The organism is Shewanella sp. 1180_01 (genome assembly GCF_052850535.1).
The window spans coordinates 420,743-443,918 of the sequence record NZ_VXCT01000001.1; the positions used below are offsets into that span (position 1 = coordinate 420,743).

The following is a 23,176-nucleotide window of genomic DNA, read 5'->3' on the forward strand; positions in this document are numbered from 1 at the left end:
TTTCTATTACTAAGTTTGTAGGTAAGGTCCATTTTTGATTGTATGAATTATTGCATCACCTAATTCAGCTAATGGTTCAGTGTTACAATACCTTGCTAATTTAAACTTAAAACCATTATCACAACTATAATTTGCCCCTTTTGATGCTAAGTACTCACGCAAAGACTTTAAAAGATAGTCTTTACCAGATATAGCTGATAGTGGGGACTCTAACCTATTAATGTTTTCTGTAATCGAGTTGTAGATTTCTCCATATTGTTCAACTGTAATTAATTTAAGTACTTGACTATTTATTTCATCAATAACTTGCTGCACCTTAATCGAACACAACTCCCAATGCGCCGGGTTTTTCTTTTTGTTACACATGTTATGGTAACGTCTCGCAACCGTAGCTACTCGTTCTTCTTCCAGTGCTTTCCATGACACAGCATATACCTTGAATAATTCAAGTAATGTCGGCGTAATAGTTGCTAGAAACTTGTCCCATTCCAGCATATCTATTGCTTGTTGCATCGAAAGCTTACCAGAATGATCTCGCAATAACTCAGCACTGGCGTTCTTACAAATCAGGTAATTCTCTAAGCAATAGTGTCTATGTTGAAATAATCTCTCATATGGCCCTTCACGCTCATAGTGTAGTAAATCTAGATCACCATCAATAATAAAAATAGCTGGGAACTCTTCATTATATTCCCGACATCGTTGGACGACTTTTTCACGACCACACAGAGAAATAACTTTTCTTATTTTCACTGTGAAACTAGTTGTACGAGTTAACAGCTCTGTGTATATAGCTTCAGCATCAACATCTTCAACATATATTTCTATCTCTTGAAGTGTACGATAAAAAAGTCCAACACTTTGATTTGCAGAGTCTGATCTGATTGGTATTCCATACATATTATTATCAGACCTTACTTAAAGGAACATACATAAAATTTCTCCCACCAATAATTGAAGGAGAGTGTGTGGCTAAAATTATCTGTAAATTGGGACTTGCCTCTTGAATAGCTTCCACAAACATATCTTGCCATGAGATATGCAGAGATAATTCTGGCTCGTCAACAATAAATACTCCATCTCTACGAAGACTCTTATTTAATACCAAATGCGCTAACATGATTATAATTTGTCTTTCTCCAGATGATAGAACTGACAAGTCTCTTTCTTCACCAGGGAAGTTAACAATCAATCGTCCTTTACTATTAATTTGAACTTTCTTACCCGTTTCATTTAGAAATTTATTTACTAGCATTTCAAAACGAGATAGACGAGCATAAATTTTATTTTTCTCAGTCTGATAAGATTCAACTTTAGAAAACAGCCTATCTATTCGATGTAATTGATGTTGATTCACAAACCAATCTGACATGATTTTGTTCGTTATATCATCTAGTTCAAATTCACGTCGATGTGCATTATTTGAATCTAGCAGTTCAAAACGCTTGACTAGAGCTTCCAACTTGTCAAAAAATGCATTGTATTTGATTTCAAATTGATCACTAGGTACTTCTAAGTTATCAAAGGTCTTTTTGATAGCTTTTTGCTTGCGACGTAATTGACTTAATGTCTTATTATCAGGGAAGTTTGCTTCTCCCGTCATCTCTACAAAGGAAAGAGAGTCTAGAATAATTTCGTTTCTTAACTTATTATCAGCTGAGCTTTGACGGGCTTTAGCTACGGCACTAACCTCAGCAACAATATCTACGATTTCATCTAGGCTATTATCTTTGAGTCCGCTTCTATTTATTGTGCGATGTGTATTTTCATCCAAATATATTTGAAAGTCTTCATCTCTAGAAGATTTTACAAAACGCCTATCAAGACTAAGGAACATCGGGGAAGCAAGCTGCCTAATTACGCTGATAGCAGGACTATTTACATCTCGTGCCACTGCAGATCTTCTTCTTCCAGAAAAAAAGTACTCCTCATGAGAGATATTATCCTGTCCTAAAGTAGTATATTGATCGCGAACAGTAAGCTTTATATCGTCATTTTCCTTCTTACAATCAATATAGATAATTTCTCTAGCTTTCTGCACGACCAAGACTGCATTAGAAAAGCTAATTTCAAATAATTTATCTACTGACGGGGTAAGCAAAGCCATTATCATATTCAATACCGTTGTTTTTCCTGAACCATTTAGTCCAGCAAAAAAATTTACATCAGGCCTGAAATCGACATCAAAATCTAAATATCCGTGAACACCCTGTGCTCTAAAGTGTAATAGTTTCACTGCTAAGCCTCATACTCAGTAAAGATATAAACTACTGATTATATAGAGTATTAGATTCATGTCACTAATTTTCGGCAATGAGTGTATGACTTGCTATTGGCTTGTTACTTAATCTGTGTAGCTTGTCTCCTGAAACTGATTTTGGGGTAATAGCTTTTTAGCTAAACGAACAGCGATAGGGTTAGTTAAGATTGGCATTGTTGCAACAGTGACCGTTGGCGGCATGGATGCAGCCGTCGAGCCCTCAGGGACGAGTTTATGGCGAGTCACTGGGGAAACAGTGACAATTCATGCTGCACAACTGACGATAAAGTTATCTTGCTGTGGGGCATTAGCTTTTTAGCTGAATGAAAAGCGAGAGGGTCAGTAATATTGGTATTGTTGCAACTGTACCGTTGGCGACATGGTTGCTCATTTACATCCATGTGATCGCAACATTCGTACATCCTGTACAGCAGATGTCGCCGTCGAGCCTATAGGGAAACTTTTTAAATGAAAGGGCGGCGAGTCACTGGGGAAGCAATGACAATTCATGCTGCACAACTGACGACTTATTTATTTTGCTTTTAAGAACGTTCTTATTAAATGAAAACACGGCGTGTCACTGGGGATATCATGACAATGAATGCCATCTAACTGTCGAGAGTCTTATCGCAAACGATAGTGAACCAGTATAACGGCCGCTGCAGTTCTGGCTGCAGCGTGCTCGCAGAACTGACCGATTACTCTTTCCTAACTTCGCTTACCTTTACCCAAATTCGCTCACCCTGTGCAGGCGGGCAAATATTCTGATAACTCAAGCAGGTTACAATCGGGGTCGCGGATATAGACTGAGTTTATCCTGCCTGTGGCGCCGGTTCGTAGCACTGGGCCTTCAATGATTTCAATCTGAAGTGCGTTTAAATGCGCGATCACTTCTTCTATGTTATGGCTGACTACAAAACACAGATCGGCACTGCCGGGCGTGGCTGCTGCAGCTTTAGGTTCAAATTCGGCGCCCGCTTGATGTAGATTGATCTTTTGGTCGCCAAAACTTAACGCAATACGCTGATTGCCAAATACCACTTTCTTCATCCCGAGCACGGTTTGATAAAATTCGACGCTGACGGCGATGTCTTTTACGGTTAAGACCAAATGATCTAAGCGGGTTACGCGCATTTTACTTTCCTTAGAATGGCTCAGAGTGGGCTCTGATTTTGAACGCTATCTCTATGCTTGAGACGAATAAGAGTCAGATACCTTACATCATGTGCTGGTGCAAAAGTGACTCTGTGGTAGCATTTGTGGCGTTTTTTTGCGTAAATATTTTGTGCCTACTATATCCCTATGACCGAATGAGAGTGTGATGAAGAAAACCTTAGCCCGCGGCTTAATGAATCTATTACCTATGGCCTTGAGTTTGTGGCTGTTTTGGTCGCTGTTTGTATCGTTAGATGGTTTAGGAATTGTGATTTTAGAGTTGGTAGGGATTAACCAACACTTTGTCGGCGCCGGTTTTATGCTGGTGGTGGCATTAGTTTTTGCGGTGGGCCTGTTGTTTTCAGTCAGCCCGATAGTGTGGCTTTATGGTTGGCTTGAGCGCCAGTTGATGCGTTTCCCACTGTTTAAATCGGTTTATGGCAGTATCCGTGATATTGCCTCTTTGATGAATCGAGATGGCAAGCCGACCAGCCAAAAGACAGTTTTAGTGAAGCAGGCTAATGGCAGTTTTGTGGTGGGATTTATCATGACAGATACGCCGCCGCAGCCATTGTTAGATGCGTTGCCTGAGGGCGATTGGGTGCCTGTGTTGTTCCAATTGAGTTACCAAATGGCGGGCGTGACTAGCTTGATCAAACGGGACGATCTAATCATGGTCGACTGGTCGTTTGAAGAGGCGATGCGCTTTAATTTAACCGCTGGCATTTCGCAAACACCGACTAAGTAATCGGATGTTGGTTCAAGCGATTTAGCGTTTAAAATTAAATTTGATGATTTTTGTGGTATAATTTTTTGGCGACCAATATGGTCGCCATTTTTTGTGCTGAATATTCTAATTATAAATTTGTTTTATGCTAAAGGCATGCTTTGACTGCCTTAGTGGTGTTAACGCTATTTATCCATCAATCATCGGCTGTCAAAGTCGTGTGTTGTTAATCCCGTTTTTCAGATCCTGTCACGTTTAGCCATAGCGAGTCGTTGCATTGATCTGTGGGATTGAGCCCATACTGGTCATAGATGAGCCCCGCAGCATTAAACATATTTTGAGTATAAGTTTTGTTCTATCTCTCCGTTGGTGCGCTGAGATATTTGGAGAGTGAACCCGCTAGAAATAGGGAGAGTCAATGTCGATCAAGTCGAGTATTAATCCGCCGGTATTTTATTCGTCGGTCTTTTTCATCATCTTGATGGTGATGATTTGTGCAGTATGGCCCACAGAGGCTAACACCGTTTTTAGATCAATACAGTCATGGATAGAAGTGAAAGCCGGTTGGCTTTACATTCTGAGCGTGGCGTTTTTCCTGATTTTTATCATCTTTGTCATGGTCAGCCGCTTTGGCGATATCAAACTCGGGCCAGATCATTCTGTGCCGGATTACAGCTATAAAAGCTGGATTGCCATGTTGTTTTCGGCAGGTATGGGTATTGGCCTGATGTTCTTTGGGGTTGCCGAACCTGTAATGCACTATCTGGCGCCGCCAGATGCTACGCCTGAGAGTCTCGCCGCCGCAAAAGAGGCGATGAAGATTACTTTCTTCCATTGGGGACTGCATGCTTGGGCGATTTATGCCGTAGTGGCATTGAGTCTGGCCTACTTTTCCTATCGTCATAAGTTACCGCTACTGCCACGAAGTGCTCTTTATCCCTTAATTGGTGAACGTATTTATGGTCCTATTGGCCATATTGTCGATACCTTTGCCGTGCTCGGCACTATGTTTGGGGTGGCGACATCACTGGGCTTTGGGGTGTTGCAAGTTAACTCGGGTCTGAGTTATCTATTTGAAGGTTTACCTAATAATGCTGTAGTGCAAGTGTGCCTGATCATCGGCATTACCTTGCTCGCGACGCTGTCGGTGTTTTCTGGCCTCGACAAAGGCGTCAAACGCTTAAGTGAACTCAATCTTGGCCTCGCGATTATCTTATTGCTTATTGTCTTGATCTTGGGCCCTACAGTCATGCTGTTGCAGGCCTTTGTGCAAAACACTGGCAGTTACTTAAGTGATTTGGTTGGCAAAACCTTTAACTTGTACGCCTATCAACATAAGGAAGATTGGCTTGGCGGCTGGACCTTGCTCTATTGGGGCTGGTGGATTTCTTGGTCACCTTTTGTCGGTACCTTTATAGCGCGTGTGAGCCGCGGTCGTACCATCCGTGAGTTTTTGATTGGTGTGTTATTTGTGCCATCGGCGCTGACCTTCCTGTGGATGACAGTGTTTGGTAACTCGGCGATTGATTCGATTATGAATCAAGGCGCGACTTACCTTGCTGAAGCGGTGAATACCGATGTGTCAGTGGCCTTGTTTGTGTTTTTCGAGCACATGCCGTTCCCGACCTTACTCTCAGGGATTGCGATTTGTTTAGTCGTGACCTTCTTTGTGACCTCGTCGGATTCGGGATCCTTAGTGATTGATAATCTAACCTCGGGCGGCGATAACAATGCGCCTGTATGGCAGAGGATTTTCTGGGCACTGTTGCAAGGGGTTGTGGCCTCGGTATTGTTGTTAGCCGGTGGTTTACAGGCGCTGCAAACGGCGGCTATCGCCAGCGCCATGCCGTTCCTCGTGGTGATGTTATTCATGTGTCTGGGATTATTTAAAGCCCTGAAGAATGACTGGCTTAAGATCAACAGCGTGCAATTGCACAATACCAGTGTGCAGTACGCCAAAACCAACATGAGCTGGGAAGAGCGCATTGGCGTTCTCGTCTCGCATCCTACCCATGAAGAAGCGCAAGTGTTCTTGAATAATGTTGCTACGCCTGCTTTGTCTAAGGTGTGTCAACACTTTATGGCCAAAGGCATAGTGGCCGATCTCGAATACTTAGATGGCCGCGTACGTTTGGTGATCAGCAACGAGGTGAACTTGCCCTTTGTTTACGGAGTACGAACGCGTTGTTTTGACATCACTAACCCGATAGGGACTGAAATCGAGCAGGGCAATACCTTGTATTACCGCGCCGAAGTGTATTTAGAACAAGGTGGTCAGCATTACGATGTGATGGGGTATACCGAAGAGCAAATCCTCGCGGATGTGGTGACTCAGTATGAAAAATACTTACACTATTTGCATCTGTCGAATGCCGATCATGCCCACATAAGCTAAGTAATGTAAGTTAAGCAAGGTAAGCCAGTAACGTAAGTCGGTTTAGCTATTTGCGTCTACAAATCGCGCACCATTAACCCGCAAAGTGCGGGAGATATTGCCCCAAGTGATAACTCGGATTATCCTTGGGGCAATTTTTTAGGGTTTGTTTTAGGGATTACACTATGTCGTCAGTGCCAGGCCAGAGTAAGTTAGACAAAGTATTAGCCGATGCGCGGGAGTACAAAGCTAAGCGTGAGGGCGGTTACCGTGAGCAGGCGTTAAAACTTTATCCTTGGGTATGTGGCCGCTGTACCCGTGAGTTTACCCCGAAAAACTTAAGTGAACTGACAGTGCATCATCGCGATCATAACCACGATAACAACCCGTCAGACGGTTCAAACTGGGAGTTATTGTGCCTGTACTGCCACGATAACGAACATTCTCGTTTCGAAGAACTCATCCGTTACGGCAGCACCACAGAAACGAAACAAGCGGCGGCGACCTACAATCCCTTTGCCGACTTGAAATCAATGCTGAAAAAATAGTCTTGCTGGCTTTAGCTGGATAAGATTGCGTAGAGGGTAGCGTTAGCGGACGGCGTTTAGTCTTTGTCGGTTAAACGCGCCTCGGCGGCTAACCATTTATCACGGCTTAAAATATGCTGGTTTTCACTGCCTTCAAATAAGGCTTTGCGGGCGGGGAGTTGCTGACAAATGGCCGCCTGTTGCGCTTCGCTACTCGTGCGCCAACTGACGATTTCATCGATATGTCGAAAGCAGCCCATGCAGTAGTCTTCGTCATTTAAACCGCAGCGTGCGACGCAAGGTGAAAGCATAGGTGTCCTCTGGAGCCTTATGGTTAGTTAACCGAGTCTTCTCAGTTAACGATATGGTTGAGTGTTTAAAGGCCGCGATACTAACATTTTTTCGCATAAAGTCATCTTTAGGGCGCATTCCCTTGGCCTAAGGTGAGACAAGTATTTTTTACACTGGGCATGACGTGAACCAAGATAACCTGCAGCAACAACTCACTTACTCACAGAAATTTAGCAAAATTAATCAGTTGCTTGAAAAGAGTGCTGCCCTGTGGCAAGTGCGTGCATTTGAAGTGAACGCTTTACCTTGGGCACAGGATTTTCCGCAGTTGGCCGCCGCTGTGTGGACGCTAGGTGATGATGAGCTTGATGGACTCGATGCCGAGCAATCTTTGCTGGTTAAAGCGTTGTCACCGGCATTAAGCCAAGATCTTAGGGCATTAGGCCAAGATTGGGACTTGTCATTGCTCACCGCATCCATTGCCGAACGTACGGTTTTTAATGATAAGACAGTTACTGATAAGGCTGACGTGGCTGAACCGTCGCTTATGGATAGCACCGCAGCGCAGCAAGGCGGCTTGTCCTTTGACGATGAAGCGCATTTCAGTGCGCACATCAAAGGCCGTAAATGGCAGCAAATTACCGCCTTTGTGCAGCATTTACCCCAGCTTAATTTACCTGTGCTGGAATGGTGTGCGGGTAAAGGGCATTTGGGCCGCTTGATTGCTAAAGCCCGCGGCGCCGAAGTGGTGAGCTTAGAATGGCAAGCGCCATTATGTGAAGCAGGACAGGCCTTTGCCGATAAGTGGCAGTTATCGCAAACCTTTATTTGTGCCGATGCCTTTGCTATTGGTGCAGAACATGCTGCGACAAACACATCTACAACGACATCTATAACCACATCCATTACTACAGTTGAAGCACCAGCTCAACGCGCCTCAAATGCCAATCCGTTAACAACTAATCCCTTAACCGCAAGGCAGCAAGCGGTTGCTTTGCATGCCTGCGGTGATTTGCATGTTCGGCTGTTAACACTGGCGGCCGAGGCGGGCACGCAGGCGCTGGCGATTTCCCCCTGTTGTTATCATTTAATTCACGCGAGCCATTATCAGCCGTTATCCAATCTTGCTCAGCAGAGCAGCCTAAAACTCAGTCGCCATGATTTACAGTTACCGCTGCAGCAGAGCGTGATCGCCAATCCCAAACAGCAGGCGCTGCGCCATCAAGAAATCGCGTGGCGCTTAGGTTTTGATGCACTGCAACGTGAATGTCGACAAATCGACGAATATTTACCTTTACCCTCGTTAAAACAGAGTCAGTTGAGCGGCAGTTTTACTGATTTTTGCCTGTGGGCGGCCGAGACTAAGGCCGTTAATTTAGCCAAAAATAGGGATTTTGAGGCTTGGCTTGAGATAGGGCGACAAAGACAACAATTAACTCGCCGCATCGATTTAGTGGCGCATTTATTCCGCACTGTACTCGAGCAATGGTTAATCTTAGATCGCGCTTGTTTTTTGCAGGAACAAGGATATGGTGTTTGCGTGGGTGAATTTTGTGCAAACAGCGTCACACCAAGAAATTCGCTGATTTTAGCGCAAAAAATGTCAGTATAATTTTGAGTGTCTGAAAATATGCTGTACTGTGATGTTTTTTATGAAGTATTTCTATATTAGCGCATTTAAGTTTAGTGATAGTGAATTCAGGGCCGTCGTGTTTGGAACCTGCGCTGTGAGACAAGTCTTACACTGAAGATGGTTTTTTATTGAATCATCGGGCTTTTCTTGTTCAAATGTCGCATTAATGACGAATAACAACTGAAAGCTGACCTGTTGGTCAGTCATTCTAGTGAGCGAATAAAACAGTTTCATGAAATATTCCCGCGTATTTATTAATAGCCTGGCCTATGAACTGGCGCCTGTTGTGGTTTCCAGTAGTGAGCTAGAGTCTCGTCTTGCTCCTTTGTATCAAAAGTTCCGTATTCCTATGGGACAGCTTGCCGCATTGACTGGGATTACTGAACGCCGCTGGTGGCCAAAAGGACATCAATTGTCCGACGGTGCGATTAAAGCTGCCCGTAAAGCCATGGTTGAAACTGGGATTGATGTCGCCGATTTAGGTGCTGTTGTCTATACCGGCGTGTGCCGCGATCAACATGAACCCGCGACTGCGTGTCGCGTTGCTGCCGAATTGGGCGTGTCAAAAGACACCGCCATTTACGATATCAGCAACGCTTGTCTTGGGGTGTTATCGGGCATTTTAGATATCGCTAACCGTATTGAGTTGGGTCAAATCAAGGCGGGTATGGTGGTGTCCTGTGAATCGGCGCGGGATATTGTCGATGTCACTATCGATAACATGCTGGCCGATCCCACTATGCAGAATTTTGCCCAGTCGCTGGCGACCTTAACCGGTGGCTCTGGCGCAGTGGCGGTTATCCTTACCGACGGCAGTTTGCCGCTGACAAATGTGCGTCAGCATCAATTGCTGGGTGCATCGCACTTATCGGCGCCTGAGCACCACCAGTTGTGTCAATGGGGTCTGCAGGAAGTGGGGCACAATCTGTATCGCGAGTTTATGCGTACCGATGCGGTGACGCTTCTCAAAGAAGGCGTTGAGCTAGCTAAGCATACTTGGGAGCATTTCCTTGAGCAGCGTAATTGGCTGGTTGAGCAAGTGGACAAAGTGATTTGCCATCAAGTGGGCGCCTCAAACCGTAAGCAAGTGCTTAGCGCGTTAAATATTCCCCCCGAGAAAGAATTTCCTACGTATCAGCTGCTGGGCAATATGGGCACAGTGTCGTTACCTGTGACCGCCGCCATGGCGCACGATCAAGGCTTTTTACAAGCGGGCGATCAAGTGAGCTTTTTAGGCATAGGCAGTGGATTGAATTGCATGATGTTAGGCATTAAGTGGTAGGGTGCAGTGCACCTTTTCACGCCTTTGCTTGATGGCTAGAATACATTCTAGCCAACCCAGTAAGTCCATGATTCAGTCGATAAGCTAAGCCAGCTGTACATAACCCGTTATTCGCTCTCATAAAGAATCAAGATAGGAAGCGTCATGTTAGACACTCTGTTGCCTTTTAAACGTCATTTTCTTAGCCGTAATGGCAACAAGCTGCATTATATCAACGAGGGCCAAGGCGAACCTGTGGTGATGGTTCACGGTAATCCTAGCTGGTCGTTTTACTACCGCAATCTCGTGAGCGCCTTAAAAGACACGCATCAATGCATAGTGCCAGATCATATCGGCTGTGGTCTGTCGGATAAGCCAGACGATAGCGGCTATGACTATACCCTTAAGAACCGCATCGACGATCTCGAAGCCCTGCTCGATAGCCTGAATGTGAAAGAAAACATTACCTTAGTCGTACACGATTGGGGCGGCATGATAGGTATGGGTTATGCGGCGCGTTATCCTGAGCGTATCAAACGCCTAGTGATTTTGAATACGGGTGCTTTCCATCTGCCTGAGACTAAACCTTTCCCTTGGCCGCTGTGGATCTGTCGTAATACCCTGCTAGGCACAGTGCTGGTGCGTGGTTTTAATGCCTTTTCGTCTATCGCCTCATATGTGGGCGTGAAGCGCCAGCCTATGTCCAAATACATTCGTGAGGCGTATGTCGCGCCGTTTAACTCTTGGGCCAATCGCATTTCGACGCTGCGTTTTGTGCAGGATATTCCGTTGCGTGAAGGCGATAGAAACTATCAGTTAGTCTCTGATATCGCTGCGAGTTTACCGCAGTTTGCCAAAGTGCCGACTTTGATTTGCTGGGGCCTGAAGGACTTTGTATTCGATAAGCACTTTTTAGCAAAATGGCGTCAGCACATGCCCCATGCGACCGTGCATGAATTTGCCGATTGTGGTCACTACATTCTGGAAGATGCCAGCGATGAAGTGATTGCTCATATCAAGGGCTTTATGGCCGACGACCAAGCAGCGGCGCCGTCCGAACAGGCCGCAGGTTAATGTCGACCTTGCTTGAGACTGAAGTGACTCCTTTGTTGGCTGCTGTAGTGACGCCGTTGGAAACGTCACTTTTAACTGGCACTTCTGCGTCAGCAATGGCCAGTGACGCCAATATTTGTCGTCATCTCAAGCAAGCCGCCCATGCCATTCCCCACCATCTTGCAGTCGCTGTACAAAGCGCTCAGGGCGCTTCTGTGGCGAATTTGCGTTACAGCGAGTTGGACTTTCTCAATCTAGACAGACAAAGCGATGCGATAGCCTTTGCGCTTAACGCCCATGGCATTGAGCGTGGCATGAAAGCTGTGCTTATGGTCACGCCGAGTCTGGATTTTTTTGCACTCACCTTTGCGCTGTTTAAAGCGGGGATTATTCCTATCCTAGTTGATCCCGGCATGGGTATTAACAATCTTAAGCAATGTTTTGCCGAAGCCGCGCCTGATGCTTTTATCGGTATTCCTAAAGCCCATATCGCCAGACGTTTATTTGGTTGGGGTAAGGGCAGCATTACGTCATTGCTCAATGTTGATGGCGGTAAAACTGGCTTAGCGGCACGATTAATCCGCATCGCTACTGGTGCCATCAGTTTATCGACTCTGCTGCAAAACAGCTCTTCACGAAACGCCTCTGCTCAGCACACCCAAGCCCAACATGCTGAATATCCCATGGTGATGCTCAAATCTGATGAGATGGCGGCGATTTTATTCACCAGTGGCAGTACCGGCACGCCTAAGGGCGTAGTGTATAGCCATGGGATGTTTGAGGCGCAAATTAAAGCGTTAAAAAACGATTATGGCATTTGCCATGGCGAGCGCGATTTAGCGACGTTTCCGCTGTTTTCACTATTTGGCCCCGCGCTGGGTATGGCCTCTATCGTTCCAGAAATGGATGCCAGCAAGCCCATTACCGCCAATCCCGAATTCCTGTTTGCCGCGATTGAAAAATATCAATGCAGCAACATCTTTGTTAATCCCGCCTTGCTTGAACGTTTAGGCCGTGCAGGTGAACAAAAACAGCATAAACTGCCCAGTGTGCAGCGGGTCATTTCCGCGGGCGCGCCAGCCACCATTGCTTCCATCGCCCGATTTAGCAAGATGCTGAGCCAAGGCGTGCCGATTTTAAATTCCTACGGTGCGACCGAATCTTTACCGATCAGCATGATTGCCAGCGATGCGTTATTTGCCACCACAGATATCACAGATAACGGCGGCGGCATTTGTGTCGGCGGCGCTATCGATGGCGTGACGATTCGCATCATCGGCATCAGCGAAGCCGTTATCCCCGAGTGGGATGAGGCCTTAGTGCTGAATAAGGGTGAAATCGGCGAAATCGTGGTGCAAGGGCCTATGGTGAGTCAGTCCTATTATCTAAATAATAGTCAGCACGATAGCCAAAACGAAAACCAAGGTAATAGCGCGACTGCGGCGGCCAAGATGTGGGACTCCGCCACCAATAGTTTTAGACATCGCATGGGCGATCTCGGGTATCTCGATGATCAAGGCCGACTGTGGATGTGCGGTCGCAAGGCCCACAGAGTCGATGCCACCCGTAAAGGCCAGTTGGTAAAGCGTTATTATTCTATTCCCTGCGAGCGAATTTTTAATACCCATCCAAATGTGAAGCGCTCTGCCTTAGTTGGAGTGAAAGTGGCGAACGAGATAGAGCCCTTGATCTGTATCGAACTCGACCAATCATTGGTGTGCAATAAGAGCCAACAGCTGTATCAAGATTTGATTACCATCGCTGAGCAATTTGCCCAGACGCAGGGCATAAGACGTTTTCTTATCCATCCTGATTTCCCTGTGGATGTGCGGCATAATGCCAAGATTTTTAGAGAAAAATTAGCTGTTTGGGCACAATCACAAACGAAAGGTTGATTTAAAACTCCGCGGCTTTTTTCCTGCATTTTTTACGTTATATTCTGTGTTCATTTGAACAAACTCGCTTATTTTTAAGCCCTTGTGCTTATTTTAAACTTCTTACACCGACTTTAAGTTCATGTAAATGTGCTGAAATGGATACCTAAATGACGATAAACCCAATCAAGAGCACGACGCTTGCGCAATTTGATGCGGCTGAACAAACTGCACTCGCGCAGCTCGCCCTTAAGGTGCAACACGCCTTTGTGACGGGAGCGGGGGGATTTTTAGGTAAAGCGATTTGTTTGAGATTGTTAGCCGCGGGCATTAAGGTCACAGGTTTTGCCCGTGGGCATTATCCCGAACTTGAAGCGCTGGGCGTAGTCATGTTGCAAGGGGATTTAGTCAATAAAGACCAGTTGCAACAGTCGATGCAAGGCTGCGATATCGTGTTCCATGTGGCGTCTAAAGCTGGCGTTTGGGGCGATAGGGACAGTTATTTTTGCCCGAATGTGAAGGGCGCCGCAAATGTGATTGCTGCTTGTAAGACATTAAAAATAAATAAGTTAGTCTACACCAGTACCCCGAGTGTAACCTTTGCGGGGCAGGATGAATCCGGTATAGATGAATCCACTCCCTATGCCACATCCTTCCTTAATTATTATGCCCATTCCAAAGCCATCGCCGAAAAGATGATGCTTGATGCCAATCAAGTGGGTGACGTATCGGTTGAAAGTGCCGCTGCAACTCAAGCCACTCAAGCCACGACAGCCACTATTTCAGACAATAATCTAGCCACTACTCAAGTCGCTATCCCGAACACATCTCAAGTGACTGCACCCTACGCGTTAAAAACTGTCGCGCTCAGGCCGCATTTGATCTGGGGTCCTGGCGATCCCCATCTTGTACCTCGAGTACTGGCGCGCGGCCGTTTAGATAAGCTTAAACTGGTTGGCCGTGAAGATAAGCTGGTCGATACCATCTACATAGACAACGCCGCCTATGCCCATGTGCTGGCCGCGCTAGAACTGTGTCAAGCAAAGCCTAAGTGCCAGGGAAAAGCCTATTTTTTGAGTAACGATGAACCCATTACTATGGCAAAAATGCTTAATCTTATTTTGGCCTGCGATGCTTTGCCGCCAGTCACTAAGCGCGTGCCACAATCTGTGGCCTATGTGGCAGGCGCCGTGTTGGAAACTGTGTATTTTCTGCTAAAGAAGCAAGAAGAGCCTATGATGACGCGCTTCGTGGCACGGCAGTTATCCTGCAGCCATTATTTTGATATCAGCGCTGCCAAGCGAGATTTAGGCTATCGTGCACTTGTCTCTATCAATGAAGGGATGGCAAGACTTAAAGCGTCACTCTAGTGTTATTAGGCGTGAGTTTAGGAGTGTGCTTGAAATTCAATATGCCTGCTCTTATTTGCACTCTTATTGGCACTCTTATTGTGGGCATAGTTTAGCTGGGGACTTATGAGTTGCGGTGATTGTAAAACGGAGATTTTCAGGCAAAAGATTGGTCGCTGCAAACGCTGTATGTGGCAGCTTACGGCTTTGTCGGCTATCGGTTGGCCGCTGTGGTGGTGGCTTTATTATGATGCGCCTAGGGATGTAAACTCGATTGCCTTACTGTTTTTCTGCACCGCTTTTACGGGGTTATTGGCTTTACATCTTATTGTCTTGGCTTACCGTCGCCTTAGAGGCCGAGAGTAAGCCAAGTTTCCTTTCTTTTTTCTTTGACTTAATTTGTTGCTGTGTTCTCGTGCATCATTTTTTTCATTAATGGCGCAAGGGCAAAGAAGACTAACGCCATTACCACACCAATTTGCGCCGAGAAGATAAACAGTTGCTCGTATAGCGCCATCGCACTCGGTACGTCACTTATCACGCCGCCTTGGGTATCAATCGCGGCGAGTTTGTTTAATTCGGCGGCTAAGATTTCAGAGTATGAAGTGCCGAGGAACCAAGCGCCCATCATCAGGCTGACCACGCGTTTTACCGACAGCTGAGTTACGGCTGATAAGCCAATGGGCGACAGCAATAACTCGCCGATTTCTAATACAAAATAAGCCGCGACTAAAAACCAAATACTCACTAAGCCACTGCTTAGCGGCATTTGGATCCCGAGCACTAGCACCATAAAGGATAAACCTGCGAACAAAATGCCGAGTGCGGTTTTAACCGGCTTACTCGGATCGCAATGTTTACGGGCGAGGGCAGGCCAGAGCCAAGCGAAGATGGGCGATAAACTGATCACAAAGAAGGCGCCGAGGAAGGTTAACTGTCCCGCACTCCATTCGAGGCCGAGCATGTTACGGTCCATCACACGGTCCGAAAATGCCACCCAAGAGCCGTAGGTTTGCTCATATAAGCCAAAAAAGATCAAACCCGCAACGATGAACAGCAGTAAGGCCGACATCTGTTGACGTTCAATCGGGTTGCAGTGTTTCACCATAAACCAGCCAATGCCGAGGGCGAGCCCCAGTGAAACTGAGTGCAAAAACCAAATAACTGGACTCACAGCGGGTAATAAACTGCTAATAGAAAGCACAAGGGAGTGGGTTTGAACTAAGCCCCAGACCAGCAGTACGCTGCCGATGGCGCTTAAATAAATCCATTGCTCTGTGGTGATGCCGGCGGTTTTCTTTAAAATTCTTGCGGGATCTCTGGGTTCGGCGAAGCCCTGCAAATGTTTCTTACCCCGAATAAACACCAACAACCCCGCTAACATGCCTAAACCGGCCAAACCAAAGCCGTACTTCCAGCCATAGGTTTCGCCTAAATAAGCACAAATCAACGGTGCTAAGGTGGCGCCTAAATTGATGCCAGCGTAGAAAATGGTAAAGCCTGAATCCCGCTTTGGAGATGACTCGGGATACAGCTGACCGACTATGGTGGAAATGTTAGGTTTTAAAAAGCCCACTCCGACAATGATCAAGGCGAGGGACAAATAGAACACCTGCAGTGCTTGTTCATCGCGCTGAACTTCACCAGCGACGATGACCGCTTGATGGCCTTCAAAGGCCATGCCTAAGTGGCCGAGGACCAACAAAATACCACCGAAGATCACCGCTTTACGCATGCCGATATAGCGGTCGGCTAATAAACCACCGACCACGGGCATGGCGTACACTAAGGCACCGTAAGCACCAATGACGTTGTAACCAAATTCATCGGTAAATAGATGATATTTAATCAGGTAAAGAAACAGTAACGCCTTCATGCCGTAGAAGGAAAAGCGTTCCCACATTTCGGTAAAAAAGCAGACAAACAAGCCCTTAGGATGCCCAAAGAGCATTTCGGGTGGGGGCGAACCCTGTGGGCCTTGCATAGCGTGCGGAGGATGTTGTTCTGTTGACACTTAAGACTCCCATTGCTGGCGCTTCATGCACCAAGCTTCGATTTATTCATTTTATCGTAATGAATTTTATTAATTATTTTTCATTATTAGTGGTTATTGCAGCCTTGTTGATTGCTAAAAGACGCCGCAGTAGCTGCAGTTAATCACACTCGGATGCTATGGAACAGCCAAGGGGCTTGAAACTGATGAATATTTTGCTTAATTCACCATTTTGCCGTTCTTTGAAACTGTGGTTAACCTGCTTCTGAGTCAGACTGAGTGGCTAAATTAATTCATTTTCAGTTAATCAATGAGTGCTAAATAGTGGCCAGAATTCGACTGAGTTAGTTTTTAAAGATGGCTTTAGGGCTTTGATTTTGTGCCGATTTGATGTTCAAGGCGTCGTTTAGCGAGCCGCTTAAGGTATTGCTAAAGATTTTGTTTAGCTCTTGTTTATCCCTTGTTTTAAGCGCGTGCTTGATATCGATTCTGTGCTGTTGAAGATACTTCCACAACATGAGAACTTAGCGCAAGCGGCTTTGTACTTTGTATAAAGGGATATTTTCATGGGATTTTCTATTAGTGCCATTAGTGCCATTAGTGTAATGAGTGCGGTTCGCCAGAATGTGAAGGCTTTTACCTTGTTAGCCGTGCTCACCAATGCGAGTGGCTTTATTGAGATACAAAATGCTTATGCTGATACTGCCAGTTCAGTAGTGATGATCACTGAAACAGTGAGCACTGAAGCGAGAGTCGATACGGCCACTGGATTAGCAGCGCAAGTTCCCGCGCAAGTTCTTGCGTTAGTGGGAAGTTGGCAACTAGTCTCAGGTCGTTATTTGAATGAAAAGCACGAATGGGTGGATTATCAGAGTCTCAATTTGAGTGCAATTAAAGTGATATCAGCGCGGCACTTTAGTTTTACCACCATGAAGAATGTGGAAGGTGTCAGCCAGTTCTGGGCGGCGGGCTCTGGGACTTATCAGGCAACGGCGACTGAGTATACAGAGCGGCCAGAGCTGAACTCTTTTGGTGCCACTAAAGGTGCGGAGTTTGTGTTTAGTTATGCCATTAAGGGTCAAGAGTTACATACTCAAAGAGTTGAAAACGGTGAGTTAAAAGAAGTCGAAGTTTGGCAGCGATTCGACTAGAAATAGTAAAACAACCGTTCGTTAGCGTTAGGACGTTACATTAGGCCCGAAAGCAAGGTAAAGGGATTGTTTAGCTCTGCGTCGGAGACTTGCGTATCGGTTGCATAGCAGTGTTGAATGATATAGGTATTAGATGCCAATGGCGGTGGATATAAGCTCAATTTTAATCAATTAGCTTTTGATGTTAAGAATGATTTATCTGAATAGTCACTGTTTTGATACCTAGGATTCCTATGGGTTTTCAGACTCAGTTATGCTGATTTCGCTCAGCCGTTATGTTGGTTATTAAGGAGACTTATGGAGTTTTTTACCACCCTATTTGTGGGTTACCCGCTTTGGGTTTGGTTGATGTTTTTCGGTTTTGTGCTGGCGTTATTGGCCTTCGATCTTGGCGTATTACACAAGGAGCAGCATGAAATTACCGTGGCCGAAAGTTTAAAACTTTCAGCCTTTTATATCTGTATGGGCTTACTGTTTGGGGCTTGGCTGTGGTGGTACAAGGGCTCAACGGCGGGTATGGAATACCTGACGGGTTATCTGATTGAAAAATCACTGTCTATGGATAACGTATTTGTTATCGCCTTAATCTTCAGTAGCTTAGGGATTCCGCGTTTATACCAACACAGAGTGCTCTTCTGGGGTATTTTGGGTGTAATAGTGCTACGCGCAATTATGATTGGCCTTGGCGCAGTGCTCGTTGCTCAGTATCAAGGCGTACTGGTGTTATTTGGACTCTTCTTGATTTTCACTGGCGTGAAAATGCTCTTCTCCAATGACGAGCACAGTGATATCCAAGATAATAAATTTTACAAATGGTTACGCACTAAGATGCGTTTTACGCCGACACTGCATAAGGAGAAGTTCTGGGTACGGGGTGAAGATCATCAGTTATCAAAAGGATGGTGGGCGACGCCGTTATTTTTAGCATTGATCTTAGTGGAAACCGCAGATTTAGTGTTTGCTGTCGACAGTATTCCAGCCATTTTTGCGATTACCCAAGATCCTTTTATCGTTTATACCTCGAATATCTTCGCGATTTTGGGGCTACGTGCCTTGTATTTTGCCTTGGCGGCCATGGTGCACCGTTTCGAGTACCTTAAATACGCGTTGTCGGTGGTATTAGTATTTATCGGGGTGAAAGTGGGCTTAGTGTATTTCAATCACGAGGGAATAGTGGATTTTACTATTCCAACCGCACTGTCTCTTGGGGTGACGTTCGGCCTGTTAGTCGCAGGGGTCTTGTTCTCGCTGTGGAAAACGCGCGGCCAAGAAATCGATAAATAGGGAAATAGGGGAAATAGTTTGCGCGACTCGTGGCGAGTCCAATAACGAATCTCTTGGCCGTTTAGCCCATGCTAAATGGCCTTTTTTATATTCTTACTATCCGAATCGTTAAGCTTTATAGAGGATGTTAAAAAATGAGGATATTAAAAATTAGTCTATGCTTACTTTGAGTCGCTGCTGGTTTCGAGGCTCACTAAGGGAGTTTTTAGGACTAATACTCTTCAAGGACGATATTATGAAACTTAACATTGCCGCCATACTTATGCTCTCAGTTTGTTCATTGACCCCTGTCAGTGCAAAAGCTGCAGACAAACAAGCAACTGATACAGCATCTAATGTAACTTCCACTTGTACTGGAGCTTACCCAAGTTACTTCCAAGACCCCGCGTTCAATAAAACAGGTATGTGGGACAATCAAGTCATCATCAACCAAGCATATTCGGGCTGGAAGGGACCCATTTTTAGCTTGAGCGATGCCTATTCGAGTGCGCAGCAAGATAATGCTGCACCTTGGCTCGAATTCAATCCCTTCGATAAAAGTCTGAGTGAGACAGATAAAAATACCCAAGCGTGGAAATACCTTTGGGCTGTGATGAAGTACATCCAAGAGGGGAATGTCGACAAAGGCGATATCAGTAAGGACTGGGATTTGTGTAATAACAAGGTACGCTCTTGGTACCATATTCCCTATCAGACCTATGATCCTATGAGTGGGCGGGAATTTATCCACGGCTTGACCCGCGAAGCCCCCGTCACTATGGAGATAAAAGGCCAAGGCGATTTGAAAACCACTATGTGGGCGGTGGGGTTTTATAATCCTCAGGCGGCTAATAGCATTGGCAAGGTATGGACAGGAGCGCCATCGCCTGTAATGCCCCAGCAAAATTTTGCATTTAATGAAGGTAGTGTGATTGGCAAGTTACTGTTCACTACCGCAACGCCCAATAATTATCCTTTCCTCGAAAACGTACCCGTTTGGCAAGCCAATATCAGTGCCAGTGATTTCTGCGAATGTAAAAATGCCGATGGCAGTGCTTGCAGTTTCCAACAGGAAACAGAGCAATGCCCGCGCTCTGTCGCCGATGTGTACTTATTACAGTTTGACATCGCAGTGCGTGACAGCCGCTCGCCCGTGGGCTGGGCCTATGGCACTTTTGTCGCCGATGGTCAGTTTAAAGCGAAAGAGAAAAATCCTTGGGATCGTATCTCCCCACTGGGGTTAATGTGGGGTAATGACACGCCGCCAGCCACAGTGGGAGCGGCAGCATTCCCTCAAAACCCAATCACAGGGCTTAAGGATAGCGCTGTATTTCAAGAGGTGGTTGGTCGCTTGAATGAGCACACCAATGCGGGACACTTAGGGTGTAATGGACGTTTAAATGGCCCTGCGGATAACGCATTAAGTAGCTGTTTATCTTGCCATCAAACCGCATCCGTTCCTGATAGCACTAATAATACTCCGGCAATCATGTACCAATTTGCCTCGTATCAAGAGCCGGGCAGTGGTCAATGCTTAACATCGCCCAGCGCCCTCGATTTATCGATTGACCAAGTGTATTTCAAAACCTTTATGTGCTCAGAATCCTTTGTTGGACCAAGCAACATAGTCCCCGTACCTAAATATGCCCAAGGGCAAAAAGAGTGGATTTCTACTGACTTTTCATTACAGCTCAGTATCAGTCTCACCCAGTGGCAAGAATGGCAAGAAGACCAAGATAACCTGAAAAAGAACATCAAAGTGCGCGTATTCGAGGGCACTTTACCTTCTCGCTAATGTTGAAGTTTGTTTAAGGTTAACACCAACGCACTATCCGGCATGAATGGCCAGATAGTGCGTTTTTTATGCTAAGCCTTAGTTTATGCCGAAATTAAGCCTCAGCTGATTTTGAAATTAATGCAAATTAGCTTGTTCTTCGCCGCTGTTTTTCCTAATGTGATTGCAAATGATTTTCAATGAGGCGTGTTATGAATACCCATCTGCAGTTACAGGTAAACCATTGGCTTGAAAATGATCCTGACCCTCGCACTCAATCCCAATTACAAACCCTAGTCGATAGTGGCAATGAAGCCGAACTCGCGGCGCGCTTTGCCGGTCGCTTAGAGTTTGGTACCGCAGGATTACGCGGTGTGGTCGGCGCAGGACCCATGGGGATGAACCGTCTGGTGATCCGTCAAACCTCGGCAGGCCTTGGTGCTTATCTACTTGATCAGATTAAAGATGCCGCCGAGCGTGGTGTGGTGATTGGTTACGATGGTCGCCACGATTCATTCAATTTTGCCCATGATGCGGCGAGTGTGCTCACCGCTATGGGCATTAAGGTGCGCTTAACGTCTAAAGTGGCGCCGACACCGCTGGTGGCTTTTGGGGTGAAACATTTTAATGCGGCAGCAGGCATTGTAGTGACCGCGAGTCATAACCCGCCGCAATACAATGGCTATAAAGTGTATTGGGACAATGGCGCGCAGATTATTCCGCCCCACGATTCTGGCATTGCCGCGCAAATTGAGCGCGCCGCGAATCAAGTGATTCCGTTTTTAGAACATGATGAGGCGGTAAAACAAGGTAAGTTAATTATTCTGCAGGACGATTTTTACCAAAGCTATCGCCATGGCGTGCAGCACGCTGAGGTGCTGCAAAACCATACGGCTCCAGAAAAGGTCAGTTTAGCCTATACCGCCATGCACGGCGTGGGCGCTGAAATGGCTGAAACCGTATTGAAAGATGCGGGTTTCACCCAAGTGTATTCGGTAGCCTCCCAGCGCGAACCCGATGGGGATTTCCCAACGGTGAACTTCCCCAATCCGGAAGAAAAGGGCGCGATGGATTTAGTGATCGCCGAGGCGAAAAAACACGGCGCTATGCTCGCCTGTGCCAACGATCCCGATGCCGACCGTTTTGCGGTCGCAGTGCGCCGCGATGATGGCGAATACCAGATGCTAACGGGCGATCAAGTCGGTGTGCTCTTTGGGCATTACTTGTTATCTCACGCCAAAGATAATCAGCGACTTACGGGCACCACGATAGTGTCATCGAGCCTGTTATCTAAAATTGCTCAAGGTTTTGGCACGCAAAGCTTTACCACGCTCACCGGCTTTAAGTGGCTGATGAATGTGGGTATCGCGAAAACGTCCCCTGAGGATCAGTTCCTGTTTGCCTATGAAGAAGCACTTGGTTACACAGTTGGCAGCATGGTGTGGGATAAAGATGGCTTGTCGGCGCTGGTGGCATTTGCCCAATTAACTGCCGAGCTGGTGGCGAAGGGGCAAACGATTTGGGACAGACTCGAGCAAATTTACCGTGAGCATGGCTTCCATCTCAATGCGCAGGTGAGTATTGCACTAAAACCTGACACGCCTAATATTGGCGCCTATTTACGCGAACATCCCCCCGCGAAGATTGGTGAGCAAGACGTGCTCTCAACCGATGATTTAAAAGCCCTTGAGCGTCGTTTTGCCGATGGTAGCGTTGAGAAAATCGACTTGCCACCAAGCGATGTATTGACCTATTGCTTAGCGGGTGGCGCTCGGGTGATCGTTAGGCCATCTGGCACTGAACCCAAAATTAAGTGCTACTACGAAGTGGTCGAAACTATGGTCGATACAGATACCTTGGCCAGCGCCCAAGCTAGGGCGAGTAAAGCCATGGATGATTTTATTCAGTCGCACCAAGCCAGTTTGCCAAAGTAACGTTTTAACTAGGCCAAAACCCTCAACATTCACTTTTATTAAAAGGCTACTGACATCATGCTGTCAGTAGCCTTGTTTTATTCTTGTTGTCGCCCGTTAATGATTCAGTCCTGAATTTTATAAATAAGGTTTGAATCATTGATATTTTTCAACAAGGAGAAAGTGAAAATGTTATCTATTGCACCGTTAGTTTGGGGTGAAATTCCTGTCAGTGACATGAACCGTGCCGTTGCTTTTTATCAGCAGCATTTTGGGGTTGAGTTTAAGCGTGACGATATGGAAGACATGGAATATGCGACGATAGTCACCGAAGATGCGAGTGCGGCGAGCATAGGGCTAGTCAAATGCAGCATGAGCCAGCCATCGATGCAAGGCAGCACTGTATATCTGCATTTCAGCGCACAATTGCAACCTTTAGTGGATAAACTTATCGCAGCAGAGGTGACGATTATCCTGCCAGTCACACCGATAAAAGACGGTGAGTGTGGTTATATCGCCTTATTTGCCGATAGCGAAGGTAACAAAGTGGGTCTGTGGTCTAAGGATAAGTAGTCTCG

General features: G+C 46.1%; 19 protein-coding genes. 14 read left to right on the top strand and 5 right to left on the bottom strand.

The features are described from left to right. Positions 1–9: 9 nt before the first annotated feature. The 3 genes from FW758_RS01950 to FW758_RS01960 all read right to left on the bottom strand — a co-directional run bounded on the left by FW758_RS01950 (position 10) and on the right by FW758_RS01960 (position 3,394). A complete protein-coding gene (locus FW758_RS01950; RefSeq protein ID WP_446444494.1) occupies positions 10–900 on the bottom strand; it encodes a DUF4435 domain-containing protein in 891 nt (296 codons plus the stop codon). A gap of 7 nt (positions 901–907) precedes the next feature. Then, positions 908–2,236 carry an AAA family ATPase gene (locus tag FW758_RS01955; protein WP_446444495.1) on the bottom strand — a complete coding sequence of 443 codons (1,329 nt, stop codon included), beginning with the start codon at positions 2,234–2,236 and terminating at the stop codon, positions 908–910. Positions 2,237–2,998: 762 nt separating this feature from the next. Next, positions 2,999–3,394 (bottom strand): VOC family protein, encoded by a 396-nt coding sequence (locus tag FW758_RS01960; RefSeq protein WP_006085321.1) that lies wholly within the window; start codon positions 3,392–3,394, stop codon positions 2,999–3,001. Between the two features lie 187 nt (positions 3,395–3,581). On the opposite strand from FW758_RS01960, the gene FW758_RS01965 reads away from it, so the two are divergent. From FW758_RS01965 to FW758_RS01975, 3 genes are all read left to right on the top strand, one after another. Further along, positions 3,582–4,163, top strand: a complete 582-nt coding sequence (locus FW758_RS01965) for a DUF502 domain-containing protein (RefSeq protein WP_006081073.1) — start codon at positions 3,582–3,584, stop codon at positions 4,161–4,163. A gap of 397 nt (positions 4,164–4,560) precedes the next feature. Further along, complete coding sequence (locus FW758_RS01970; protein WP_006081074.1) at positions 4,561–6,537, top strand: BCCT family transporter; 1,977 nt, start codon at positions 4,561–4,563, stop codon at positions 6,535–6,537. A 164-nt stretch (positions 6,538–6,701) separates the two neighbouring features. Then, a complete protein-coding gene (locus FW758_RS01975) occupies positions 6,702–7,064 on the top strand; it encodes a YajD family HNH nuclease (protein ID WP_006081075.1) in 363 nt (120 codons plus the stop codon). A gap of 56 nt (positions 7,065–7,120) precedes the next feature. Here FW758_RS01975 and FW758_RS01980 read toward each other — a convergent pair whose 3' ends face one another. After that, entirely contained in the window at positions 7,121–7,354 is a 234-nt protein-coding gene (locus FW758_RS01980) for a DUF1289 domain-containing protein (RefSeq protein WP_006085323.1), read from the bottom strand. Positions 7,355–7,518: 164 nt separating this feature from the next. Here FW758_RS01980 and FW758_RS01985 point away from each other — a divergent pair, with 164 nt between their 5' ends. The 6 genes from FW758_RS01985 (at position 7,519) to FW758_RS02010 (ending at position 14,870) form a co-directional block, all read left to right on the top strand. After that, a complete protein-coding gene (locus FW758_RS01985) occupies positions 7,519–8,946 on the top strand; it encodes a methyltransferase (RefSeq protein WP_446444496.1) in 1,428 nt (475 codons plus the stop codon). A 253-nt stretch (positions 8,947–9,199) separates the two neighbouring features. Next, positions 9,200–10,249: a 3-oxoacyl-ACP synthase III gene (locus tag FW758_RS01990; protein ID WP_011846420.1), complete on the top strand. Its 1,050-nt coding sequence runs from the start codon at positions 9,200–9,202 to the stop codon at positions 10,247–10,249. Between the two features lie 144 nt (positions 10,250–10,393). Then, positions 10,394–11,302 carry an alpha/beta fold hydrolase gene (locus tag FW758_RS01995; RefSeq protein WP_259529671.1) on the top strand — a complete coding sequence of 303 codons (909 nt, stop codon included), beginning with the start codon at positions 10,394–10,396 and terminating at the stop codon, positions 11,300–11,302. Continuing rightward, complete coding sequence (oleC, locus tag FW758_RS02000; RefSeq protein WP_446444497.1) at positions 11,302–13,176, top strand: olefin beta-lactone synthetase; 1,875 nt, start codon at positions 11,302–11,304, stop codon at positions 13,174–13,176. Before FW758_RS01995 ends, oleC begins: the two co-directional genes overlap by 1 nt. Positions 13,177–13,325: 149 nt before the next feature. Beyond that, entirely contained in the window at positions 13,326–14,525 is a 1,200-nt protein-coding gene (gene oleD / locus FW758_RS02005) for a 2-alkyl-3-oxoalkanoate reductase (RefSeq protein WP_446444498.1), read from the top strand. A 105-nt stretch (positions 14,526–14,630) separates the two neighbouring features. Next, positions 14,631–14,870 carry a DUF3624 domain-containing protein gene (locus tag FW758_RS02010; protein WP_259483168.1) on the top strand — a complete coding sequence of 80 codons (240 nt, stop codon included), beginning with the start codon at positions 14,631–14,633 and terminating at the stop codon, positions 14,868–14,870. 28 nt (positions 14,871–14,898) lie between these two features. Here the strand turns inward: FW758_RS02010 and FW758_RS02015 are convergent, their stop codons facing one another. Beyond that, positions 14,899–16,518, bottom strand: a complete 1,620-nt coding sequence (locus FW758_RS02015) for a peptide MFS transporter (RefSeq protein ID WP_446444499.1) — start codon at positions 16,516–16,518, stop codon at positions 14,899–14,901. Positions 16,519–17,063: 545 nt separating this feature from the next. Between FW758_RS02015 and FW758_RS02020 the strand changes: the two genes are divergently transcribed. The 5 genes from FW758_RS02020 to FW758_RS02040 all read left to right on the top strand — a co-directional run bounded on the left by FW758_RS02020 (position 17,064) and on the right by FW758_RS02040 (position 23,171). After that, a complete protein-coding gene (locus FW758_RS02020) occupies positions 17,064–17,648 on the top strand; it encodes a hypothetical protein (RefSeq protein WP_446444500.1) in 585 nt (194 codons plus the stop codon). A gap of 297 nt (positions 17,649–17,945) precedes the next feature. Beyond that, positions 17,946–18,932: a TerC family protein gene (locus FW758_RS02025; RefSeq protein ID WP_012588062.1), complete on the top strand. Its 987-nt coding sequence runs from the start codon at positions 17,946–17,948 to the stop codon at positions 18,930–18,932. 235 nt (positions 18,933–19,167) lie between these two features. After that, positions 19,168–20,706, top strand: coding sequence for a hypothetical protein (locus FW758_RS02030; RefSeq protein ID WP_446444501.1), 1,539 nt, complete (start codon positions 19,168–19,170; stop codon positions 20,704–20,706). Positions 20,707–20,897: 191 nt separating this feature from the next. Further along, positions 20,898–22,619, top strand: coding sequence for a phospho-sugar mutase (locus FW758_RS02035; RefSeq protein WP_446444502.1), 1,722 nt, complete (start codon positions 20,898–20,900; stop codon positions 22,617–22,619). 168 nt (positions 22,620–22,787) lie between these two features. After that, a complete protein-coding gene (locus FW758_RS02040; protein ID WP_006081088.1) occupies positions 22,788–23,171 on the top strand; it encodes a VOC family protein in 384 nt (127 codons plus the stop codon). Positions 23,172–23,176: the final 5 nt, after the last annotated feature.

Bases quoted from the DNA above. Each gene is read 5' to 3' on its own strand.
- FW758_RS01950 (WP_446444494.1), bottom strand. From the start codon at position 900: ATGTATGGAATACCAATCAGATCAGACTCTGCAAATCAAAGTGTTGGA.
- FW758_RS01960 (WP_006085321.1), bottom strand. From the start codon at position 3,394: ATGCGCGTAACCCGCTTAGATCATTTGGTCTTAACCGTAAAAGACATC.
- FW758_RS01965 (WP_006081073.1), top strand. From the start codon at position 3,582: ATGAAGAAAACCTTAGCCCGCGGCTTAATGAATCTATTACCTATGGCC.
- FW758_RS01970 (WP_006081074.1), top strand. From the start codon at position 4,561: ATGTCGATCAAGTCGAGTATTAATCCGCCGGTATTTTATTCGTCGGTC.
- FW758_RS01975 (WP_006081075.1), top strand. From the start codon at position 6,702: ATGTCGTCAGTGCCAGGCCAGAGTAAGTTAGACAAAGTATTAGCCGAT.
- FW758_RS01980 (WP_006085323.1), bottom strand. From the start codon at position 7,354: ATGCTTTCACCTTGCGTCGCACGCTGCGGTTTAAATGACGAAGACTAC.
- FW758_RS01990 (WP_011846420.1), top strand. From the start codon at position 9,200: ATGAAATATTCCCGCGTATTTATTAATAGCCTGGCCTATGAACTGGCG.
- FW758_RS01995 (WP_259529671.1), top strand. From the start codon at position 10,394: ATGTTAGACACTCTGTTGCCTTTTAAACGTCATTTTCTTAGCCGTAAT.
- oleC (WP_446444497.1), top strand. From the start codon at position 11,302: ATGTCGACCTTGCTTGAGACTGAAGTGACTCCTTTGTTGGCTGCTGTA.
- oleD (WP_446444498.1), top strand. From the start codon at position 13,326: ATGACGATAAACCCAATCAAGAGCACGACGCTTGCGCAATTTGATGCG.
- FW758_RS02010 (WP_259483168.1), top strand. From the start codon at position 14,631: ATGAGTTGCGGTGATTGTAAAACGGAGATTTTCAGGCAAAAGATTGGT.
- FW758_RS02020 (WP_446444500.1), top strand. From the start codon at position 17,064: ATGGGATTTTCTATTAGTGCCATTAGTGCCATTAGTGTAATGAGTGCG.
- FW758_RS02025 (WP_012588062.1), top strand. From the start codon at position 17,946: ATGGAGTTTTTTACCACCCTATTTGTGGGTTACCCGCTTTGGGTTTGG.
- FW758_RS02030 (WP_446444501.1), top strand. From the start codon at position 19,168: ATGAAACTTAACATTGCCGCCATACTTATGCTCTCAGTTTGTTCATTG.
- FW758_RS02035 (WP_446444502.1), top strand. From the start codon at position 20,898: ATGAATACCCATCTGCAGTTACAGGTAAACCATTGGCTTGAAAATGAT.
- FW758_RS02040 (WP_006081088.1), top strand. From the start codon at position 22,788: ATGTTATCTATTGCACCGTTAGTTTGGGGTGAAATTCCTGTCAGTGAC.